This window comes from Streptomyces sp. NPDC006140 (genome assembly GCF_040628815.1).
GTDB lineage: Bacteria > Actinomycetota > Actinomycetes > Streptomycetales > Streptomycetaceae > Streptomyces.
Map to the genome: position 1 here is coordinate 245,066 of NZ_JBEXTS010000009.1, position 20,365 is coordinate 265,430.

At 71.0% G+C, this 20,365-nt stretch carries 19 protein-coding genes and 1 tRNA gene; 5 read left to right on the plus strand and 15 right to left on the minus strand.

The features are described from left to right. Positions 1-116: 116 nt before the first annotated feature. Positions 117-190 (minus strand) — tRNA-Met (locus tag ABZ386_RS24025). A 56-nt stretch (positions 191-246) separates the two neighbouring features. Then, on the minus strand, positions 247-3,186 hold the full coding sequence (locus tag ABZ386_RS24030; protein ID WP_358965836.1) for a UPF0182 family protein: 2,940 nt from the start codon (positions 3,184-3,186) through the stop codon (positions 247-249). 163 nt (positions 3,187-3,349) lie between these two features. Here ABZ386_RS24030 and ABZ386_RS24035 point away from each other — a divergent pair, with 163 nt between their 5' ends. After that, entirely contained in the window at positions 3,350-3,892 is a 543-nt protein-coding gene (locus ABZ386_RS24035) for a PPA1309 family protein (protein WP_351342239.1), read from the plus strand. Positions 3,893-3,907: 15 nt separating this feature from the next. Here ABZ386_RS24035 and ABZ386_RS24040 read toward each other — a convergent pair whose 3' ends face one another. The 4 genes from ABZ386_RS24040 to ABZ386_RS24055 form a co-directional block, all read right to left on the minus strand. Next, positions 3,908-4,993, minus strand: a complete 1,086-nt coding sequence (locus ABZ386_RS24040; RefSeq protein ID WP_355715114.1) for a PDZ domain-containing protein — start codon at positions 4,991-4,993, stop codon at positions 3,908-3,910. Positions 4,994-5,094: 101 nt separating this feature from the next. Next, positions 5,095-5,259, minus strand: a complete 165-nt coding sequence (locus ABZ386_RS24045; protein WP_190049437.1) for a hypothetical protein — start codon at positions 5,257-5,259, stop codon at positions 5,095-5,097. Positions 5,260-5,399: 140 nt separating this feature from the next. Then, positions 5,400-5,861, minus strand: a complete 462-nt coding sequence (locus tag ABZ386_RS24050; protein ID WP_358965786.1) for a molybdenum cofactor biosynthesis protein MoaE — start codon at positions 5,859-5,861, stop codon at positions 5,400-5,402. 93 nt (positions 5,862-5,954) lie between these two features. Further along, the gene (locus ABZ386_RS24055; RefSeq protein WP_031114360.1) at positions 5,955-7,076 is read right to left on the minus strand and encodes an SDR family oxidoreductase; all 1,122 of its coding nucleotides are present in this window, start codon (positions 7,074-7,076) and stop codon (positions 5,955-5,957) included. A 192-nt stretch (positions 7,077-7,268) separates the two neighbouring features. Between ABZ386_RS24055 and ABZ386_RS24060 the strand changes: the two genes are divergently transcribed. Beyond that, a complete protein-coding gene (locus ABZ386_RS24060) occupies positions 7,269-8,732 on the plus strand; it encodes a zinc-dependent metalloprotease (RefSeq protein ID WP_355715120.1) in 1,464 nt (487 codons plus the stop codon). Further along, positions 8,729-9,256, plus strand: a complete 528-nt coding sequence (locus tag ABZ386_RS24065) for an NUDIX hydrolase (RefSeq protein ID WP_356501921.1) — start codon at positions 8,729-8,731, stop codon at positions 9,254-9,256. Before ABZ386_RS24060 ends, ABZ386_RS24065 begins: the two co-directional genes overlap by 4 nt. Before the next feature lie 133 nt (positions 9,257-9,389). Here the strand turns inward: ABZ386_RS24065 and ABZ386_RS24070 are convergent, their stop codons facing one another. The 4 genes from ABZ386_RS24070 to ABZ386_RS24085 all read right to left on the minus strand — a co-directional run bounded on the left by ABZ386_RS24070 (position 9,390) and on the right by ABZ386_RS24085 (position 13,438). Further along, positions 9,390-10,145 carry an AIM24 family protein gene (locus tag ABZ386_RS24070; RefSeq protein ID WP_358965788.1) on the minus strand — a complete coding sequence of 252 codons (756 nt, stop codon included), beginning with the start codon at positions 10,143-10,145 and terminating at the stop codon, positions 9,390-9,392. A gap of 17 nt (positions 10,146-10,162) precedes the next feature. Beyond that, on the minus strand, positions 10,163-10,843 hold the full coding sequence (locus ABZ386_RS24075) for an AIM24 family protein (RefSeq protein ID WP_031112077.1): 681 nt from the start codon (positions 10,841-10,843) through the stop codon (positions 10,163-10,165). An 11-nt stretch (positions 10,844-10,854) separates the two neighbouring features. Beyond that, complete coding sequence (locus ABZ386_RS24080; RefSeq protein WP_358965790.1) at positions 10,855-12,687, minus strand: TerD family protein; 1,833 nt, start codon at positions 12,685-12,687, stop codon at positions 10,855-10,857. 142 nt (positions 12,688-12,829) lie between these two features. After that, a complete protein-coding gene (locus ABZ386_RS24085; protein WP_355728288.1) occupies positions 12,830-13,438 on the minus strand; it encodes a M48 family metallopeptidase in 609 nt (202 codons plus the stop codon). A gap of 271 nt (positions 13,439-13,709) precedes the next feature. Here ABZ386_RS24085 and ABZ386_RS24090 point away from each other — a divergent pair, with 271 nt between their 5' ends. Then, positions 13,710-14,924 (plus strand): TOMM precursor leader peptide-binding protein, encoded by a 1,215-nt coding sequence (locus ABZ386_RS24090; protein WP_358965792.1) that lies wholly within the window; start codon positions 13,710-13,712, stop codon positions 14,922-14,924. Continuing rightward, the gene (locus ABZ386_RS24095) at positions 14,917-16,287 is read left to right on the plus strand and encodes an AarF/ABC1/UbiB kinase family protein (RefSeq protein WP_114255192.1); all 1,371 of its coding nucleotides are present in this window, start codon (positions 14,917-14,919) and stop codon (positions 16,285-16,287) included. Before ABZ386_RS24090 ends, ABZ386_RS24095 begins: the two co-directional genes overlap by 8 nt. A gap of 35 nt (positions 16,288-16,322) precedes the next feature. On the opposite strand, the gene ABZ386_RS24100 is transcribed toward ABZ386_RS24095, so the two are convergent. From ABZ386_RS24100 to ABZ386_RS24120, 5 genes are all read right to left on the minus strand, one after another. Continuing rightward, complete coding sequence (locus tag ABZ386_RS24100) at positions 16,323-16,544, minus strand: hypothetical protein (RefSeq protein WP_351342221.1); 222 nt, start codon at positions 16,542-16,544, stop codon at positions 16,323-16,325. Between the two features lie 201 nt (positions 16,545-16,745). Further along, entirely contained in the window at positions 16,746-17,069 is a 324-nt protein-coding gene (locus tag ABZ386_RS24105) for a hypothetical protein (protein ID WP_114255191.1), read from the minus strand. Next, positions 17,066-17,434, minus strand: coding sequence for a WhiB family transcriptional regulator (locus ABZ386_RS24110; RefSeq protein ID WP_114255190.1), 369 nt, complete (start codon positions 17,432-17,434; stop codon positions 17,066-17,068). The genes ABZ386_RS24105 and ABZ386_RS24110 overlap by 4 nt, the downstream gene beginning before the upstream one ends. A 172-nt stretch (positions 17,435-17,606) precedes the next feature. Further along, positions 17,607-17,933, minus strand: coding sequence for a hypothetical protein (locus ABZ386_RS24115; protein ID WP_356615228.1), 327 nt, complete (start codon positions 17,931-17,933; stop codon positions 17,607-17,609). A gap of 164 nt (positions 17,934-18,097) precedes the next feature. After that, positions 18,098-20,350 carry an ATP-dependent DNA helicase UvrD2 gene (locus ABZ386_RS24120; protein ID WP_358965794.1) on the minus strand — a complete coding sequence of 751 codons (2,253 nt, stop codon included), beginning with the start codon at positions 20,348-20,350 and terminating at the stop codon, positions 18,098-18,100. Between the last annotated feature and the right edge of the window lie 15 nt (positions 20,351-20,365).

Sequence of the window (20,365 nt, forward strand, 5' to 3'; positions counted from 1 at the left end):
GGCGGCGCGGCCGCAACCTGCACCAGGACATGCGTTCACACATCACGAAGGCCCGGATTCCTTTGTGGAATCCGGGCCTTCGTGGCCGCTGCGTCACTCGGACATCGCGACTTCAGTAGCGGGGACAGGATTTGAACCTGCGACCTCTGGGTTATGAGCCCAGCGAGCTACCGAGCTGCTCCACCCCGCGCCGTTGTGTTCACAACCGTATCACGGCGCGGGATGGGCCATTTCACCAGGCCAGGCCTAACTGCTCGGCTTCGGGCTGGGACTGCCGCTCGGGCTGTCGCCGGGCTTGCTCTCGCCGCCCCCTCGGGCCTCGGCCCGGTCCGCCGCGGCCTGCGCCTCCTCGGCCCGCCGCAGGGCGTCCTCCAGGTCCTCCTGCGCCCGGCCGTACGCCTCCCAGTCGTTCTTCTTCAGGGCCTCCTGGCCCGCGTCGAACGCCTTCTGGGCGTCTTCCAGGGCCTGCTTGACCGTGGGGTCGTCGGACGTCGGCGGCGGTGTCGTCGTGTCACCCTCGTCCGGCGGCTCCGGGGTGGCGCCCTCCGCTCCGAAGACCTTGTTGAGGGCCTCCTCGAGCGTGTTCTCGAAGGCGGTCTGGCCTCCGTAGGTCACCAGCACCTTGCGCAGCAGCGGGTACTTCAGTCCACCACCGCGTACGTAGACCGGCTCCACGTACAGCAGTCCTCCGTCGAGCGGCACCGTCAGCAGGTTGCCGTACTCGACTTCGGAGTCGCCGCCTCTCAGGAGCCTGATGGACTCGGCGATGTCCTCTTGGGAGTTGAACTGGCTCTGGACCTGCTTGGGTCCGTTGACCGTCGTGTTCGTCGGCAGTTTCAGGATTCTGATCTTGCCGTAGTCACTGGTGCCGGCCTCGGCGTCGACCGCCATGAAGGCGCTGAGGTTGTCCCGGCCGTTGGGCGTGAAGGTCGTCGTCAGCGAGAACGCCTGCGCCTTCTGGTCGGGCATCCTCATGCTCAGGTAGTACGGCGGCACCGCGCTGCCCGACCGGTTCGTCGGGTCGTCCGGCACCTGCCAGACCTCGCTGCCGCTGAGGAACGTCGTCGCGTCCTTCACGTGGTAGCGCGTGAGCAGCTCCCGCTGGACCTTGAACAGGTCCTGGGGGTAGCGCAGGTGGTCCATCAGCGACTTGGAGATGTCGCTCTTGGGCTCCACCGTGCCCGGGAAGGCCTTCATCCAGGTCTTCAGGACCGGGTCCTTGGTGTCCCACTGGAAGAGCTTGACCTCGCCGGTGTACGCGTCGACGGTCGCCTTCACCGAGTTGCGGATGTAGTTGACCTGGTTCTGCTGGGCCACCACCGCGCGGTTGTCGTTGGTGGCGGTCAGCGAGTCGGCCGTGGTGTCACCGAGGGTCGTGCGCGACGAGTACGGGTAGCCGTTCGTCGTCGTGTACGCGTCGACGATCCACTGGATACGGCCGTCCACGACCGCGGGGTAGGCGTCGCCGTCGATGGTCAGCCAGGGGGCGACCGCCTCGACGCGCTCCTTGGGCGTGCGGTTGTACAGGATGCGCGAGCCGTCGCCGATGGCGCCGGAGTACAGGATCTGCGGTTCGCCGAACGCCACCGCGTACGCGGCCCGGTTGACCGGGTTGGAGAGGTTGACCCCGCTGTCGCCCTTGTAGCTGGTGGTCTTCTCACCGTTGTCGTCGGAGTAGTCGATCTCCTTCTGGGGACCGCCGACGATCGAGTACGTGGTGGTCTTCTCGCCGTAGTAGACCCGCTGCTCGTACGTGCCCAGCTGGCCCTTGGAGGGCAGGTCGGACTCCGTGAACACCGGGCGGCCCTGGGCGTCGGCGCTGGTGCCCTCGGCGGCGACCACTCCGTAGCCGTGCGTGTAACGGAAGTGGTTGTTGATCCAGTTCTTCTTCGGGATGCCCGCGAGGTTCAGCTCACGCAGGCCGATGACCGTGTCCTGGTCCTTGCCGTCCTTGGCGTAGCGGTCCACGTCCAGGTTGGTCGGGAACGCGTAGTAGTTCCTGATCTGCTGGAGCTGCTGGAACGTCGGCGAGACGATGTTCGGGTCCATGATCCGGATGCTCGCCGTGGAGTCGACGTCATCGCGGAGCGTGGCCTTGTCCTCCGTCTTGCTCGTGCCGGAGTAGTCGGTGACCTTGGTGCCGTCGATGCCGTAGGCCTTGCGCGTCGCCTCGAGGTTCTTCGCGACGTACGGCGCTTCCTTGGCCTGCTCGTTCGGCTGGACCTGGAACTTCTGCACGATCGCCGGGTAGAGGCCGCCGATGAGGATCGCGGAGAGGACCATCAGGCCGAAGCCGATCACGGGCAGCTGCCAGGTGCGCCGCCACAGGGTGGCGAAGAACAGCAGCGCGCAGATGACGGCGATGCAGAACAGGATCGTCTTGGCCGGCAGGTAGGCGTTGGCGTCGACGTACCTCAGGCCCGTCCAGTTGTCGGTCGCCCTGAAGTCGCTGGACTTCACCGCGAGTCCGTACCGGTCGAGCCAGTAGGCGACCGCCTTCAGGGCCACGAAGACGCCGATGAGCACCGACAGGTGCCCGGTGGCCGCCGCCGTGGCGCGGGCGCCGGGGCTGGTGACGCGCAGTCCGCCGTACAGGTAGTGGGTGAGCGCGGCGGCGATCACGGACAGGATCGTGGCGGCGAAGCCGAAGCCGAGCAGGAACCGGTACCAGGGCAGGTCGAAGGCGTAGAAGGAGACGTCCAGCTTGAACTGCGGGTCCTTCTGGCCGAAGGGCACGCCGTTGACCCACATGAGCCACGTCCGCCACTGGCCGGACGCGGAGGCACCGGCGATCAGGCCGACCAGGGCCGTGATCCCGAGCAGCAGCCACTTCTTGTAGGGCGCGATGCTCATGCGGTAGCGGTCGAGGTTCTGCTGCTCCATCGACATGGCGCTCAGCGGTGGCCGCAGCCGGTGCGCCAGCCAGATGTTGACGCCGACCGCGAGGGCCATGAGCAGGCCGAAGACGAAGAAGAGCCCGATCTTGGTCCACAGGGTCGTGGTGAAGACCGAGGAGTACTTCACCGACCGGTACCAGAGCCAGTCCGTCCAAAAGCCCGCGAACATGGTGAACGCCATGCCGAGGACGGCCAGGACGCCCAGCGTCATGAGCAGGGTCCGGACACGCCGGGACGGGCGGCCCACTCTGATCCGCGGCCCTGTCGGGCCTCCGCCGCGGTCCGGCATCTGGAAAGCCAAGGTGCGCACCTCGAAGTTCGCTGTTGATTCGTCAGGCCCGCGTCTTCACGGACCGTCCGTGGCCCCCGTGATCGTGGGCCCCCACCTATGCAACTTACTCACCGTTTACTCGGTTCCCGATTCCGGCCAGGAACGAGAGAGGATTGTGACCATGTCCAACACTCCCATGGCTGCGAACCCGCTCACCCGGGCCGTGCTCGAGATCGACGAGTACGTCTCCGGACTCGGCTGGGACCAGCCTGCCCGCCTCTTCGCCCTCGTCGACACCGCACGGCTACGGGCCGAACAGCCCTCGCTCGCCGACCGGCTCGGTCTCGGTGACGAGCCGGAAAGCCCCGGCCTCACCCCGATCGAGCAGGACGAAATTCCAACGGGCAAGCCGCTCGACGAGTTCCTCGCCACCATCGCCTGGCCCGACGCGGTGGGCGGCTGCGCCCTCGCCGTGGAGCGCCTGATGCTGCCGCCGTCCGCGGAGGCGCAGGTCCCGAAGGATCTGAGCGAGGCGGCGCTGACGAAGTGGGTGGCGGAGCACCCGGACCGCCAGGAGGTCCGCATGACGGTCGCCGTCCTGCGTGACGGCACCCGCGAGTCGGCCCTGCGCCTGCGCGAGAAGGACTCGCCCACGGAGGTCCTCACCGGCTCCGACCTGGTCCCGGGCCTGGCCGAGGCACTGGCCGCGACGTTCGAGGACTAGCGTCCGTCGTCCGGATCAGCACTTCGGCAGATCGGCGGTGTCGCCGCTGCGGATGTCCTTCAGGGCGCCGAGGGCGTCCTGGATGGTGTCCACCTTGACGAGGGTGAGGCCCTCGGGGGTGTCATTGGCGGCGGCCGCGCAGTTGTCGGCGGGCGTCAGGAAGTACTGGGCGCCCTTGGCCCGCGCGCCGACGGTCTTCATCTCGATGCCGCCGATCGGGCCGACCTTGCCCTCGTCGTCGATCGTGCCGGTCCCGGCCACGAACTTGCCTCCGGTCAGGCTGCCCGGCGTGAGCTTGTCGTAGATGCCGAGCGCGAACATCAGACCCGCGCTCGGTCCGCCGACGTCGGCCAGCTTGATGTCGATGGTGAACGGGAACGTGTGGTCGGTCCCGGCGGAGATCCCGACGATGGCGCGCTTCTCACCCGCGTCGTCGGACGTCGTGGTGGTGATGGTGATGTCCTGCGTCCTGGTCGGCGTCCGCTTCTCCTTCTCCGCGGCGGCCTGCTCCTTGGCCGGCACGATCGTGAAGCGGACGTCCTGGCCGGGCTTGTGCTCGGTGACCAGCTTCGCGACGTCGGCCGGCTCCTTGACCGCCGTGCCGTCCACGGCCTTGATCACGTCTCCGGCGTGCAGCTTGCCCTGGGCCGGGGAGTCCTTGACGACCGTCGAGACGATCACCCATGACTTCACCGGCACGTCGAGTTCCTTCAGGGCGGCGACCTTGGCGCTCTCCTGGGACTGGCTGAACTCCTCGGCGTTCTCCTGGGTGGACTGCTCCTCGGTCTTGCCGTCCGGGTAGAGCGTCTCGTGCGGCACGACCTTGTTGTCGTGCGCGAGCCAGCCGTAGACGGCCTCCACCAGGTTCATCCGGTAGTCGGCGCTCGTGACGCGGACCGTGGTCATGTTCAGGTGGCCGCTGGTGGCATACGTCTTGTGTCCGGCGATCTGCAGCACCGGCTCGCCGTCGTGATCGCCGAGCGTGTTCACCGTCGGCCCCGGGGACATCTCCGAGTACGGCACGGGGATGAACACTCCCGCGCACAGAAGCGCGATCAGCATCAGGGTGGAGGCGAGCATCGTCGCAGTGCGGCGTGGCATGACTCGACAGTACGGGACGGTCCTGTCAGCGCACCGTCAGGGCCGCCCGTCCGGGGCGGCCCTGCGCGCTCAGGCCTCTGTGACCTGCTGTTTCTCGGCCGTCAGCTACCCGGCCGGGGCTTCTCCATGGCCTCGCGGAAGCGGGCGTAACCGATGAGCTCGGGGCCGTCTCCACGGACCTTGCGGGTCCGGTTGGCCCAACTGCCCCACAGGCCCGCGCCGATCGCAGCCACAAGCGGAATCAGCAACCAGGCGAGCGCCGCCATGCCGACCTCCAACCCCATTGAGCGTCCGCAACTGACTGATCAGCAGATTAACCATCCGCAGTGACAACGCTCACGCCAGGGGTGCGGTTACGCAACCGGAAGGCGGCTTCCGGAATCACCAGGTCTCCGGCCGGTTCCGGTCAGCAGGCGCCGACCCACTCCTCGGTGCCGTCGGAGAACCTCTGGTGCTTCCAGATGGGCACCTCGTGCTTGAGGTCGTCGATCAGCTTGCGGCAGGCCTCGAAGGCCTCACCGCGATGCGGACACGAGACGGCGACGACCACGGCGAGGTCACCGACCCGGAGGTCCCCCACCCGGTGCACGGCCGCCAGCGCCCGCACCGGGAACTCGGCGACGACCTTCTCGGCGATCCGCCGCATCTCGGCCTCGGCGCTGGGGTGGCACGAATAGCCCAGTGCCGCCACGTCGGCTCCGCCGTCGTGGTTGCGCACGGTCCCCACGAAGAGCGCGGTGCCGCCGGCCGCGTCGTCCCCGACCGCCCGGAACACCTCGTCCACGGAGAGGGCCGTGTCCCGAATCCCGATCAGCTTGACCGGGTCCTGCGCGCCCTGCTCGCCTGGATGATCGTTCGTGGATGCCATGCCTCCATCGTGCCGCACAGGACCGACAGCTCGGAATAGAGCTATCGACCGGCACGCGCGCGTGCGCGTTTGGAGTGTCCTACAGGGCGTCGGTCAGATCCGCCGCCGCGCCTTCCGCGCTCGCCGGACCACCGCCGCCGCACCCAGCAGCGCCACGGTCGCACCCGCGGCACCCGCGGCCGTCGCGTCCTTGCGGCCCAGCCGCCGCCCGGCCACCGTGTGCCGGCCCGAGACCTCCTCGAGGAGCTCCGCCAGCACTTCCTCGTTGGTGTACTGCGGCCGCCACCCGGCGTCGTGCAGCCGGCTCCCGCTCACCACCCAGGGGTACATCGTGTACGCCAGGTCCCCCGCCGGAGAGGGCGTGAGTCCGATCCGGTGCAGCCGTGCCGCCGCGCCCAGGGCGACCGCCGACGGCAGCTCCATCCGCCGGATGCCGCTGAGCTCCTCCACTTCCTCCTGCTCCAGCCACCCGTCGCACCCGACGGCGAGTTCCCCGTCGACCTTCTCCAGGACGGCGTACTCCAGCGCGCTGCACAGGTCCTCGACGTGGCAGAACTGCCACGCGGGCCGCGACCCGGCGACGACCAGCAGCCGAGGGGACTCGAAATACCTGGTCAGAGCGGTGTCCGTGCCGCCCACCAGGACGGCCGGCCGCACCACCGTGACATTGAGCCCCGGGTGGGCCCGTGGCGCCCGCCGCGCCAGCCGCTCGATCTCCAGCAGGTCGCCGACGCCCGTCGCCTCCGCCGTGGCCCGCAGTTCCGCGTCCTCCGACAGCGGCAGCTCGTTGTCCGGCAGTGCCCCGTAGACCATCGCCGAGGTGCACAGCACCACCCGGTGCACGCCGGCCGCCGCGGCCGCCGTCAGGACGGTCTGCGTCCCCCGTACGTTGTAGGCCGTTCGGGCGGCCGCGTCGGTCTCCAGGTCGAGATCGAGGGCCAGGTGGACCACCACGTCGGCGCCGCGCAGCTTGTCCGCGATGGCCGGGTCCCGGACGTCCAGGATGTGCCACTGCGCCGCCGCGCACTCGCCGCGCCGCTCGTCGATGGCCACGACCTGCTTGACCTCGTCGGACGCGGCGAGCTGCTCCGTGAGCAGCGCTCCGACGCCGTACGCGGCGCCGGTGACCGCGACGACAGGCCCGCGCGCCGCGGGGCTCGCGGAACTGGTTGACTGGTTTCGCGCTGCGCGAACCTGCGGATCTGGGGAACTCACCGGGCGTCTCCAGCGGTTGTCTTCAGTACGAGCGCGTGCGACGCGTGCGTACCAGGTGGCATCCATCCTGCCGCAGGCCGTCAGTCGGCGAAGCACCGAGGCCCGATCCGCTCCAGGTGTCTACGCTGGGTGGTGTTGTCGGGCAGCCGTGCCGCCGGAAAGAACCGGCGGCCCTACCAGCCGAGGAATCCCGTGAGTGACACCCCATTCGGATTCGGCCTTCCGCCGGAGGAGCCGGACGACGGCGACGAGGGCAAGAAGAAGGACCAGCAGAGCGGTGGTGGTCAGGGACCTGCCAACCCGTTCGGTTTCGGCGGCCTGCCCGGAGCCGGAGGCTTTGGCGGCGGACCCGGCGGCCCCGGTGCGGACAACCCGTTCGCAGCCATGTTCGGCTCGCTGAACCCCACCGACCTGGGCGCCGCGTTCCAGCAGCTGGGCCAGATGCTCTCCTACGAGGGCGGCCCGGTGAACTGGGACATGGCCAAGCAGATCGCCCGCCAGACGGTCTCCCAGGGCAGCCCTGACGGCACCAAGGACACGAGTGTCGGCCCCGCCGAGCGCCGGGCCGTCGAGGAGGCCGTGCGCCTCGCCGACCTCTGGCTCGACGACGCCACGTCCCTGCCGTCGGGCGCCGGCTCCGCCGTGGCCTGGAGCCGCGCGGAGTGGGTCGAGGCGACCCTGCCCGCCTGGAAGGAGCTCGTCGACCCGGTCGCCGAGCGCGTCGGCACGGCCATGGGCGACGTCCTGCCGGAGGAGATGCAGGCCATGGCCGGCCCGCTGATCGGCATGATGCGCTCGATGGGCGGCGCCATGTTCGGCACGCAGATCGGGCAGGCCGTCGGCGTGCTCGCCGGTGAGGTCGTCGGCTCGTCCGACATCGGCCTGCCGCTCGGCCCGGCCGGCAAGGCCGCGCTGCTGCCGGTGAACATCGAGACGTTCGGCAAGGACCTGAGCGTCCCCCAGGAGGAGGTACGGCTGTACCTCGCCCTGCGCGAGGCCGCCCACCAGCGCCTCTTCGCGCATGTGCCGTGGCTGCGCTCGCACCTGTTCGGCGCGGTCGACGGCTACGCGCGCGGGATCAAGGTGGACACGGCCAAGCTGGAGGACGTGGTCGGCCAGTTCGACCCGCAGAACCCCGAGCAGCTGCAGGAAGCCCTCCAGCAGGGCATGTTCCAGCCGGAGGACACGCCCGAGCAGAAGGCCGCCCTGGCCCGTCTGGAGACGGCTCTGGCGCTCGTCGAGGGCTGGGTGGACGCGGTGGTCCACGCCGCCGCGAAGCCCCGTCTGTCGTCCGCCGACGCCCTGCGCGAGACGCTGCGCCGCCGCCGCGCCTCGGGCGGCCCGGCCGAGCAGACGTTCGCCACGCTGATCGGCCTGGAACTGCGCCCGCGCCGCCTGCGCGACGCCTCCCGTCTGTGGGCCTCGCTCACGGACGCGCGCGGGGTCGACGGCCGGGACGCCCTGTGGGCCCACCCCGACATGCTGCCGACGGCGACCGACCTGGACGACCCGGACGGCTTCGTGCACCGCGAGCAGATCGACTTCTCCGAGCTGGACAAGATGCTCGGCGAGGCGGCGGACAAGCCCGACCTGAGGAAGCGGGACACGGGCGAGGACAGCGGCGAGGACAAGACCAAGGGCGACGACGCCGAGTGAGCCTGTACGACGACGCGGTCCTCGTGCTGAAGGAGTACGAGGACCAGACGGACCTGCGCCAGGCCTACCTGGACCACCTGGCGCAGCACCCGGACGGCCTGTGGAAGGCGTGCCACGCCGGCCACCTCACGGCGAGCGCCCTGGTGATCGACCCCGAGGCCGGCCGGGTGCTGCTGACCCTGCACCGGAAGCTGCGGATGTGGCTCCAGATGGGCGGCCACTGCGAGCCGGGCGACGCCACGCTCGCCGCCACGGCCCTGCGGGAGGCGACGGAGGAGTCCGGCGTCTCGGGGCTCTCGCTGCTGCCGGGCGGCCCGGTGCGCCTGGACCGGCACCCGATCCCGGCGCCGTGCCACTGGCACTTCGACGTCCAGTACGCGGCCCTGGCACCGCCGGACGCCGCGCACGAGATCAGCGACGAGTCGCTCGACGTGCGCTGGTTCGGGTACGACGAGGTGACGGACGTGGCCGACACGTCGGTCGTACGCCTGCTGGAGGCGACGCGGGCGAGGCTCGCGGTCTGAGCTGTGAGGGGCGACCGCCGTGGCGGTCGCCCCTTCAGGGGCGCGGGGAACTGCGCGACGAGCCACGGGCGGCCCGCAGCCAAGACCCGACCGCACAGCCCCCCGGACCCGATCGGCCGAACCCGCGGAGCGCTCAGCTCCAGACGTTGCCCTGGTTCTGCCCCCGTGCCCCCTGCTGCCCCATGCCGTACTGCGCGGCGAGGCCCGAGCCGATCTGGGCGTTCTGCGGCGGCAGCAGCTCGCTGGGCTGGACGAGGGCGAAGCCGCTGCCCATGAAGCTCAGCTCCCAGCCCTCGCCGGTGCTGCCGCGCCTCCGCCACACCCCCGAGGAGTGCGTCTGGGCCTGCATCTGCACGCGCAGGCTCGTCGACCAGGCGACGATCGCGTCGGCGTCGCAGTTGACGTACTTGTCGGGCGTCACCTGCAGCAGCAGCGGCATGCCCGAGGTCATCAGGGCGATCTTGCCCCGGCCGGTGATGTTGAGCTGGTACTTCCCCGAGCCGGAGATGCCGTACAGGCTGTCGACGGCGATGACCTCGTGGTGCAGCGAGGAGTCCATCGCCAGCACGTAACTGCTGTCGACGGTGAGGCCGTCCTGCTCGACCTCCATGACGTGGACGTGCTGCTTGAGGTTGGCGAGGTAGACCGTGCCCTGCCCGTGGCAGCGCATCAGGTCGAGGCCCTCGCCGGTCTGCGCACGCGCGCGTGACTGCTGGTTGCTCTGGAACTCGGCGTCGAACTCGACGAGGCCCTGGTAGGCGACCATGGTGCCCTTGCGGGCCAGGATGTCGTTGTGGCCCTCCAGGGCGACGCGCAGCATCTGCTTGTTCTGCAGGCTCCAGCGGTCCTGGGTCTGCTGCTCGTTGTAGGCGAAAATCGGGCTCTGCATGGCTTTCTGGCTCCCCCTCAGCCCCGGACCCGGAGGCGGTCGGTGCTGTCCTCGCTGGGCTGGACGACGACGATGCCCTGACCGGAGAAGGCCATCTGGTAGGCCTCGCCGCTGCCGCGGCCGATCAGCGACTGGGCCCGGAAGCTGCGCTTGCCCTTCACCTTGAGGTTCGGGGACCAGGCGACGAGCGCGTCGGGGTCGACGTACGTCTCGTCCTCGCCGCCTCCGCAGTCGACGACGATCGGCTTGCCCCGGGAGGTCAGCGCGACCCAGCCCTGCCCGGAGATCTTCGTGTTCCACAGGCCCTGCCCGGCGAACTTGGCCAGGCCCTTGACCCGCTCGACACCCCAGGTGAGGTGGGCGTCGAAGGCGAGCAGGTTGGTGGCGTTGACCGAGATTCCGTCGCCGTTGAGATTGATGACGACGACGTTCGCCCCGTAGTCGGCGAGGTAGAGCAGGCCGTCGCCGGAGCACTTCATCAGGGGCGCGCCCTCGCCGGTCATCCAGTCCTTGGCGATCTGGCGCACGGCCGGCGGGTTGGGCTCGTACTGGACGAACCCTTCGTAGGCGACCATCGACCCCACGCGCGCGAGGAGGTCGTTCCCGGTCTGCATGGCGACCTTCAGCATGTGGTTGCCGTGGTTCTCCATGCGGGCGGTGACGGGTGCGGGGGCGTGGCCCGCGAGCTGCTGTGTCATGACGGGCTCCCTCAGACCTCGTACGGCTGGACGACGATGAAGTTGCCGGGCGCTCCCCGGAACTGGAGGTTGACGCTCTCCCCGGTGTCGCCGGGGTAGGCGTTGCGGCGCATCCGCACCTGGCTGGAGACGACGACCTGGGCCGCGGCCGACCAGGCGACCACCGCGTTGCAGTCGGCGAACGTGGTGGGCGTGACGGGCAGCACCACGGGCGTGCCGTGCGTCTTCACGACGATCGTGCCGGTGCCCTGGAACTGCATCGTGAACAGCGCGCCGCCGGGGATGCCGTGGCCCTCGATGCGGCGGACCTCGTAGGTGAGGCTCTCGTCGAACGCGAGGACGTTCTCGGCGGAGACGCAGATGGCGTCGCCCTGGAGCTCGATGGGGTGCAGCATCGTCGAGTTCTCGGCGAGGAAGACCTGCCCCTGGCCGGTGCAGCGCATCAGCTGCATCTCCTGGCCGGTCGCGTTGCCCACGATCCGGCCGGCGAAGCCCGCGCCCTTGTAGCTGAAGTCGACCTTTCCCTGGTAGAGCACCATGCTGCCCTGCCGGGCCAGTACGGGCTGCCCGCCGATGCCGAGGTCGACGCGGACGAGCTTCTTGTTCTGCTGCGTCCAGCGCTGCCCGGTGGGGGTCTCCTTGAACTGCTGGAGCGCGGCGGCCACGCCCGGGCCCTGGGGAGCGGCGGCCTGCGGGGCGCCCTGCTGCGGGACAGCCTGCGGGGCCGTCTGCGGGGCTCCGTAGGGGGCCTGCCCGAACGGCGGCTGCTGGCCGTAGCCCGGGGGCGGCGTGGGCTGGCCGTAGCCGGGCGGCGGGGTGGGCTGGCCGTAGCCGGGCGGCGGGGCCGGGGCCTGAGGTGCCTGCGGCTGACCGTAACCGGGAGGCGGCGGGGCCGTCTGGCCGGGTACCTGGCCGTACGCCGGCGGCTGCTGGCCGGGCTGGCCGTACGGTGCGGGCGCCGGGGCCGGGGGCGGCACCGGGGAGCCGCCGGGCGGGGTGTTCATGGGCGCGACGATGGTCGGGGCGGCGTGCACCTGGGGTGCGGGCGCCGGGGCCGGCGGCGGGGTGCCGGGCGGAGTCGCTCCAGGCGGGGGCGCTCCGGGCGGAGTCGCTCCGGGTGGGGGCGCGAAGCCCTGTGCGGCGGGCTGGGGGGCCGGCGCGGGGGCCGGGGCCGGAGGCGCTGCCGGGGTGGGGGCCGGAGCCGGGGCGGCAGCCGGGGCGGGTTCCGGTGTGCCGGGGACTGCGAAGGCGGGCGGGGCGAAGCCCGGGGCGGCGTCGGCCTGCGGCTGCTGCGGGGTGGGCGCGGGCGTCTCCTCCTCGGCCACCTCGCCGCCGAAGTTCTTCAGCAGGGCGTCGAGACCGCCGTCGAAGCCCTGCCCGACCGCGGCGAACCGCCAGACGTCCTTGAGGTAGAAGTCGCCCAGCATCACGGCCCGTTCGGTGGAGAACTCCGAGCCGTCGAAGGGGTAGCGGGCCACCTCCTCGCCGCCCGCGACGATGCGGAGGTAGCCGGGGGCGATCTGCGACATCTGCCCGGCGCCGTCGATCGTCGCCGTGAAGGACAGCTTCTGGATCTGCGGCGGGACGCGGTCGAGCGTCACCCGGAAGGACTCCGTGTCGCCGGCCTGGGCGCCGAGGAGCTGAATGGCCTCCTCGGGGGACTTCGGCTGGTTGTAGAAGACGAAGTACCGCTCGTCCGAGAGCCGTTCGTCGGCGTCGAGGCCGAAGCAGCTGATGTCGAAACTCAGGCCGGGGCCGGTGATCTGCACGCCTACGTACAGATCCGTGCCCGCGGTGAGGTCACTGATCCTGGCCTTGTGGCCGCGTTGGAATTCCCTGGCCATGCGTAACGACCGTCCCCCATCCAGAACGTGAGTGCGTCGCGCCAGGCTAACGGCAAATCCGGACACCGGACGATGTCGGTACAGACCCGGTACAGAACCCGCGCTCGGCCGTATCGGCTGCTCGCCGACGGAAAGCGGTCACTCACCCCGCAGAGGTCTCGTCCCTCGCGCCGGGCACATGGGGCAACCGCTCGGCGGCGACCACGCCTTCGAGGTAGCCCCGCGCCCGCTCGGTGCGCGGGTAGGCCGCCAGCAGTTCCCAGAAGCGGGGCCCGTGTCCGGGGACGAGGAGGTGCGCGAGTTCGTGGCAGAGGACGTAGTCGACGACGTACTCGGGCATGCCCTGCAGGCGGTGCGACAGGCGGATGCTGCCCTCGGCCGGGGTACAGGATCCCCAGCGCGTGTTCTGGTTGGTCACCCAGCGCACCGAAGCGGGCCTGGCCCGTCCGTCGAAGTACTGGTCCGAGAGCCGCCGGGCCCGCTCCGCCAGCTCGGCGTCGCCGAGGGACCGCTTGCTCTCCTGGGCGGCCAGCTTGTCGAGCATGACGTTCACCCAGCGCTGCTCCTCCGCCTCGGACATCCGGGCGGGGATGAGCACCACGGTGCGATCGCCCTCGCGGTACGCGGAGACCGTCCTGCGTCGGCGGGCGCTCCTGCGGACCTCGATCGCGCTCGCCCCCGAGCCGCCCGGCGGCTGGCTCGTCGTGCTGCGCTGTGGCTTTCCGGCGCGGTGCAGTGGGTCGGCGGGCACGCCCCGACGTTACCGGCTGCACACGGGGAAGTCCCGACTCCGGGGACGGTTCCCTGCCGATGCCACCACCGGCCGCCGGATTTGTACGACGAATACCCGTGCCTGTGGACAACTTTCGGCAGCCGGCGACGGGTTTCGGCATGCTGGCTGCTGTCGGCGAAGCGACGGGCGGGTGCGGTCCGGGACCAAGGGCGGTGCCTGCCGCAGATCCGGCCTGCGCACATGCTGGACCGGCATACGGGGACGATCTATGACATTCGGGGGGCCTGTCATGCATCCGTTGGTGAAACCCGCGCTCAGGCGCGGCTGGCGTGATCTCAACACCGTCCAGTTCGGGATGACACCGGCGCATGCGATGACGCTCGGCCCGATGGACCTGGCGTCGGGCAGTTTCCTCGACCTGCTGAACGGCACACGGGGGCTGGAGCTGCTCCGCGAGGAGGGCCGCCGCATGGATCTGCCCGACGGCCATGTCGACCGACTGGTGCGCGGACTCGCGGAAGCCGGGCTGCTGGACGACGCGCGCGGTGGCGGCCCGGCGGCCGACACCTTGCGGCGGAAGAAGGAGGTCCTGGACCGGCTGCGCCCCGACCTGGCCTCCCTGTCGCTGACCACGTCGGCACCCGGCGACGCGATCGGCCGGCTGGCCGCCCGGCGCTCGCAGCGCGTGCAGGTGCGGGGTGCGGGCCGGGTGGGCGCCGTCCTGGGCTCGCTGCTGGCGGGAGCCGGTGTGGGCGAGGTCGACGTGCGGGACGTCGGCCGTGTGGAGCCGTGGGACGTCGCCCCGGGCGGACTGCCGGAGGAGGCCGTCGGCGACCGCCGGGACGAGGCGGCCCGCCGGGCCGTGCGCCGGGCCGCCCCGGGCCGGCCACCGCGCCGCGCACCGGCCGAGGCGCCCCCGGAGGAGGGCGACCCGGGCTTCTCACTGGTGATCATCGCCCCGCGGGACGATGTCGCCGTGCACGCGCCCGACCTGTCCGCCGCCGAGCCCCTGATGTCCTCGGGGACGCCCCATCTGTACGCCGGTGTCGTGGAGGGAACCGGCGTGGTCGGTCCCTTCGTCCTGCCCGGGGAGACGGGCTGCGCGGGCTGTCTGCACGAGAGCCGCACCGACCGGGATCCGGCCTGGCCGCGTCTCGTGGCACAGTGGCGTTCCGGCCGGCAGCGGCAGGTGCGGCCCTGCGACCTGACGCTGGCCACGACCACGGCCGGACTGGCGGCCGCCCACGCACTCGCCTTCCTGGACGGCCGGGTGCCGTCGAGCGCCGGCGCACGCTGGGAGGTCTCCGTCCCCGCTCTCCACTGGCACGCGCGGCCGGTCCTGCCGCACCCGGCATGCCCGTGCGCCGCGGCGGAGAGAGGAAAAGGGGAGCACCCCTCTCAGGACGGGGAGTCACACGAGACAATGGCGGTGCAACGGCCGTCGGAGCAGTGCCGTGAGGCAGAGGCGGAGCGGCCGGCTGGGACTTGGAGGGCGCATGTCTGATCTTCCCCGGAAGGCGGTCACCCGGACCGCCAAGCTCGCCGCGCTCCCGCTCGGCATCGCCGGGCGGGCGACCTGGGGATTCGGCAAGCGGATCGTCGGCGAGTCGGCGGAGCTCGTCGGCCGGGAGCTCCAACAGCGCACCGCTGAGCAGCTGTTCAAGGTGCTCGGCGAGCTCAAGGGCGGTGCGATGAAGTTCGGGCAGGCCCTGTCCGTCTTCGAGTCGGCGCTGCCCGAGGAGGTGGCTGGTCCTTACCGTGCCGCGCTGACCAAGCTCCAGGAGGCGGCGCCCCCGATGCCGACCCGCACGGTGCACGCGGTGCTGGAGGAGCGGCTCGGCGAAGGCTGGCACGAGTTGTTCCTGGAGTTCGAGGACAAGCCCGCCGCGGCGGCCTCGATCGGCCAAGTGCACCGAGGGGTGTGGCACGACGGCCGTGAGGTGGCGGTCAAGGTGCAGTACCCGGGCGCCGGCGAGGCCCTGCTGTCCGACCTGAACCAGCTGAGCCGCTTCTCCCGGCTGCTCGGTCCGCTGATCCCCGGCATGGACATCAAGCCGCTGATCGCGGAGCTGCGGGACCGCGTCTCGGAGGAGCTGGACTACGGCCTGGAGGCCCAGGCCCAGCAGGCCCACGCCGAGGAGTTCGCGGACGACCCGGACGTGGTCGTGCCGCAGGTCGTGCACCAGTCCGAGCAGGTCCTGGTCACCGAGTGGATCGACGGCGTCCCGCTGTCGGAGATCATCTCCGAGGGCACCCAGGAGCAGCGCGACCGGGCCGGTCAGCTCCTGGCCCGCTTCCTGTTCTCCGGCCCCGCCCGCACCGGCCTGCTGCACGCGGATCCGCACCCGGGCAACTTCCGGCTCCTCCCCGGCGGCCCGGAGGGTGAGGACGACTGGCGCCTGGGCGTCCTGGACTTCGGGACGGTCGACCGTCTCCCGGGCGGTCTGCCGGCCACCATCGGCGAGTCGCTGCGCATGACGCTGGACGGCGAATCCGAGGCGGTCTACGAGCTGCTGTGCGCGGAGGGCTTCGTCAAGGAGACCATAGAGCTGGATCCGGAGGCGGTCCTGGACTACCTGCTGCCGATCATCGAACCGGCCCAGGTCGAGGAGTTCACCTTCACCCGCGGCTGGATGCGCAGCCAGGCGGCCCGTATCGCCGACCCGCGCTCCCCCGCCTACCAGCTCGGCAAGCAGCTCAACCTGCCGCCGGCGTACCTGCTGATCCACCGGGTGACCCTCAGCACGATCGGCGTGCTGTGTCAGCTGGGGTCGACGGTGCGGCTGCGCGAGGAGTTGGAGGAGTGGCTGCCGGGGTTCGTCCCGGAGGACCCGCTGGACGGCGCGCCGTCGGTGGCGGAGGCGTAAGCCCCGCGGGCACCCGCTGATCCGGTGCCCGCGCTTCACCACCAGTCCGAGTCCAGGCGTCCTTCGATCGACCTGAGGTTCTCCCGGGAACACGTCTCGCAGAAGTGGCGGCGGACGCCGTCCTCCACGGAGCAGGTCCAGGTGAGGGGCGGCCCTGCGGTCGGCGCTTCGGCCGACGTGCCACAGCGGGCGCACACGAAGCGCCGCGGGGGGTCCGTCGTGGAGCCGTCGTCACTGCCTCGGGGAGGACTCGTCACCCGGCGACGATAACGCCGCGCCCGACGCCCGCGGAGACACCGCGCACCGGCATCGCCGGCACCACGCACCTGCTTCGTGCCCACAGCCCCACCGGCATGAGTACAACGCACCGCGGGGGCCGGTCCGTTCGGCACGGACCGGCCCCCGCGGGAAGAGCACGGCCTCCCGGTGCGGGAGGCCACCGCCTCAGGTGCGGTGAGCTACTGCATGACCGCCATGGCGAGCGCCCGGCGGGCACGCCGGGAGGCGCGCTCCGCCCTGCGCTGCATCCGGCGGGCGGCCACCAGGCGCACGGCCTGGCGTTCCCGCTCCGCCTCGTGCAGTCGCTCGCGCATATGCGCACGAGCCATGGCTTCTGGGATGAGTTGCATCTCTCGGGTCCTGTTCTGACGCGAGTCCTTCGCGCCGGTGGTGGTGAAGTCTTGGGTCGCGGAGCCTGCGGGCTCGTGAGTGGACGGCTTCATCGGGGCCTGCTTCTGGGGGTCGTGCGTGAGGGGACGGTCGATCGTTCCTGCGATGTTCATGCTGTGACCGGGTTCTTGCGCGGGCGGCCACGCGGCCGCTTCCGGGCGACGACGACACCCTGGACGAACAGCTCGCCACCCCAGACGCCCCAGGGCTCACGCCGCTCCTTGGCGCCGGCGAGGCAGGCCTCGACCAGCGGGCAGGTGCGGCAGAGGGACTTGGCGTACTCGACGTCCGCGGGCGACTCGGCGAAGAAGACCTCCGGGTCGTAGGAGCGGCACGGGACGGGTACGCCGAGGTTCTCGATGGCGTCGTCGAGCGCGGTGAGCGCGGTGAGCGGGGTCAAGGCGGTGTCCTCCGTGGAGCAGGGCTTGGGGATCGTGTCGGAAGGCGGTACGGACGGGACGTGCGCTTCGAGTTGCACGGTTCGTCTTCCTCGTCTGGTCGTTCCGGCCTGTTGGCCGGGGGGCGGCTGGTACCGGGTTCTTTTCTTGTCCCGAGGCTCCTTCGGTCCGTCGTCCCTGTTCAGGGACAAACAGAAGGGCCGCGGATCCCGGATGGGGTTCCGCGGCCCTGAAGGCGCCGGCCTGATCGAATCAGGCTGGATCACTCCAGGGTTCTGGCCCACGGAAGGCCCACATCAGGTGGTGCTGCGTCGTCTGCTTCCGGAATCCGGCACCGGTCGCCGCAAAGGCATAGGCCTGCGCCTGTGCCGCTACTGCCGCTTCCAGTGCCTTGGTCGGTCGCTCATTGCGCTCGCGGACAGGAAGACCCGCGGGAGCAATGGAGGAGGACGCCGGACGGACGGCACGAATGCCGGACAGACCGGTGCCCGGGTTCGAAACGCCGAGCATGCACGCGGAGACGGCCGAGCGATCGGTCATTTTCACGGTGCTGATGGAGCTGGTGTTGATGCTGATCACTGGACTCGCCTCCTCTCGGCGTCTCGGGGGACTGGGTGGACCAGTCCGACGGATATGCAAGTACAACACGGAATCAGGGCCTCCGAGAAGGCCGCTGCTCTCGTGCCTAAGAACCTATGGGGATTGCTGGGGCATGCGCAAACTATTTTTTCGACGAGTTCGCGTCAGCCCTGATCTGTGTCCCCCGTCGCGTACTGGCCTGCGCAGATGGCCAGTACGTCGGCTCCGTAGCGGGTGAGCTTACGCATGCCGACGCCCGGGATGCGCGCCAGCTCGTGTTCGTCGTCGGGCGCGGTCTCGGCGATCGCCATCAGCGTCCTGTCGGTGAAGACGCAGAAGGCGGGCTGGCCGCTGCTCCGCGCCTGGTCGGCGCGCCACTCGCGCAGCCGCTCGTAGAGGCCCTCGTTCATGTCGGAGGGGCAGTCGTCGCAGCGCATCAGCTTCATCTCGCCCGCGTCGGTCAGCGTGCGGCCGCAGACTCGGCAGCGGGCGGGCGTTCGCTGCACCCGTCTCGGGGCGGAACCCCTGATTCCGGGGGTGCCGCGCTCGATACCGCCCGCCGCGCCGGCGCCGGCGCGGCCGACGGTGGCCGTGGAGCCGGGGCGCAACCCGTCGAGGAAACGGCTGGGGCGACGGCTGGGGCGGCCGCCGGGTGAGCGGGAGAGCGCCCAGGAGACGTGGAGGCGTTCCCGCGCCCGGGTGACACCGACGTACAGCAGGCGCCGCTCCTCCTCGATCTGCTCGTCGGTCTTGGCGTAGGTGATCGGCATCATGCCCTCGGCGACACCGACCAGGAAGACGACGTCCCACTCCAGGCCCTTGGCCGAGTGCAGGGAGGCGAGGGTGACGCCCTGCACGGTCGGGGCGTGCTGTGCGTTCGCCCGCTCGTCCAACTCGGCGACGAGGTCCGCCAGGGTGGCACCCGGCTTGGCGGCGGCGAAGTCCTGGGCGAGGTTCACCAGGGCGGCCAGCGACTCCCAGCGCTCCCGCACGGCGCCGGAGCCGGCCGGGGGCTGCGGCGTCCAGCCCTCCCCCGACAGGACGGCGCGCACCTGGGAGGGCAGGTCGACGGCGTCGTCCAGGAGGGAGTCGTTGCCGCCGAAGCGGGCCGCGCCGCGCAGGGCGACGCCCGCCTTGCGCACCTCGGGGCGGTCGAAGAACCGCTCGGCGCCGCGCAGCTGGTAGGGCACCCCGGCGTCGGCGAGGGCCTGCTCGTAGGTCTCGGACTGGGCGTTCGTACGGAACAGGACGGCGATCTCGGCGGCCGGGACCCCGGAGTCGATGAGCTCGCGGATGCGGCGGGCCGCGCCCTCCGCCTCGGCCGGCTCGTCGGTGTACTCGGTGTAGACCGGCTCAGGGCCCGCAGGGCGCTGGGAGACGAGTTCCAGGCGGTGGTCGGCGGCCCTGCCCTTCGCCTGGGCCAGGAGGCCGTTGGCGAGGTGGACGACCTGGGGGGTGGAGCGGTAGTCGCGGACCAGCTTGACGACGGTGGCGCCGGGGTGGCGGGTGCGGAAGTCGAGCAGGTGGTCCGGCGTGGCTCCCGTGAAGGAGTAGATCGTCTGGCTGGCGTCGCCGACCACGCACAGGTTGTCCCGCTCGCCCAGCCACAGCTCCAGAAGGCGCTGCTGGAGGGGGCTGACGTCCTGGTACTCGTCGACCACGAAGTGCTGGTACTGGGCACGGACCTGCTCGGCGATGTCGTGCCGGTCCTGGAGGACGGCCACGGTCAGCAGCAGCACGTCCTCGAAGTCGATGACGGAGCGCTCACGCTTGACGTCCTCGTAGGCGGCGTAGAGCTGGGCGATCTCGGCGGGGTCCCGGGGAGTCTCACGGCCGGCCTTGGCGGCGGCGGGCGCGTAGTCGGCGGGCACGGTCTGGGTGACCTTGGACCATTCGATCTCGGCGGTGACGTCCCGCAGCTCGCCCCGGTCGAGGCGGATGCGGCAGGCGGCGGCCGCGTCGGCGACGAGCTGGATCTTGCGGTCGACGAGCCGGGGCATGGAGCCGCCGATCGCTTTCGGCCAGAAGTACTGGAGCTGACGCAGGGCCGCCGAGTGGAACGTACGCGCCTGGACGCCCGCGGCGCCGAGCTGGCGCAGCCGGCCGCGCATCTCCCCGGCGGCGCGGTTGGTGAAGGTGACGGCGAGCACGCTGGAGGGATGCAGGATGCCGGCGCGCACTCCGTAGGCGATGCGGTGGGTGATCGCCCGGGTCTTGCCCGTGCCGGCGCCCGCCAGGACGCACACCGGACCGTGCAGGGCGGTGGCCACTTCGCGCTGCTCCGGGTCGAGCCCTTCGAGCACCGCGTCGGCCGAGTCCGGTACCTGCGGGAACAGGGTGGAGTGCGTTGCTGCTGTCACACAGCCATGCTGCCAGGTCGCGCGAGACGGCTGCGCCGGTTGTCCACAGGCAGGCATCGATAGTCGTACTAA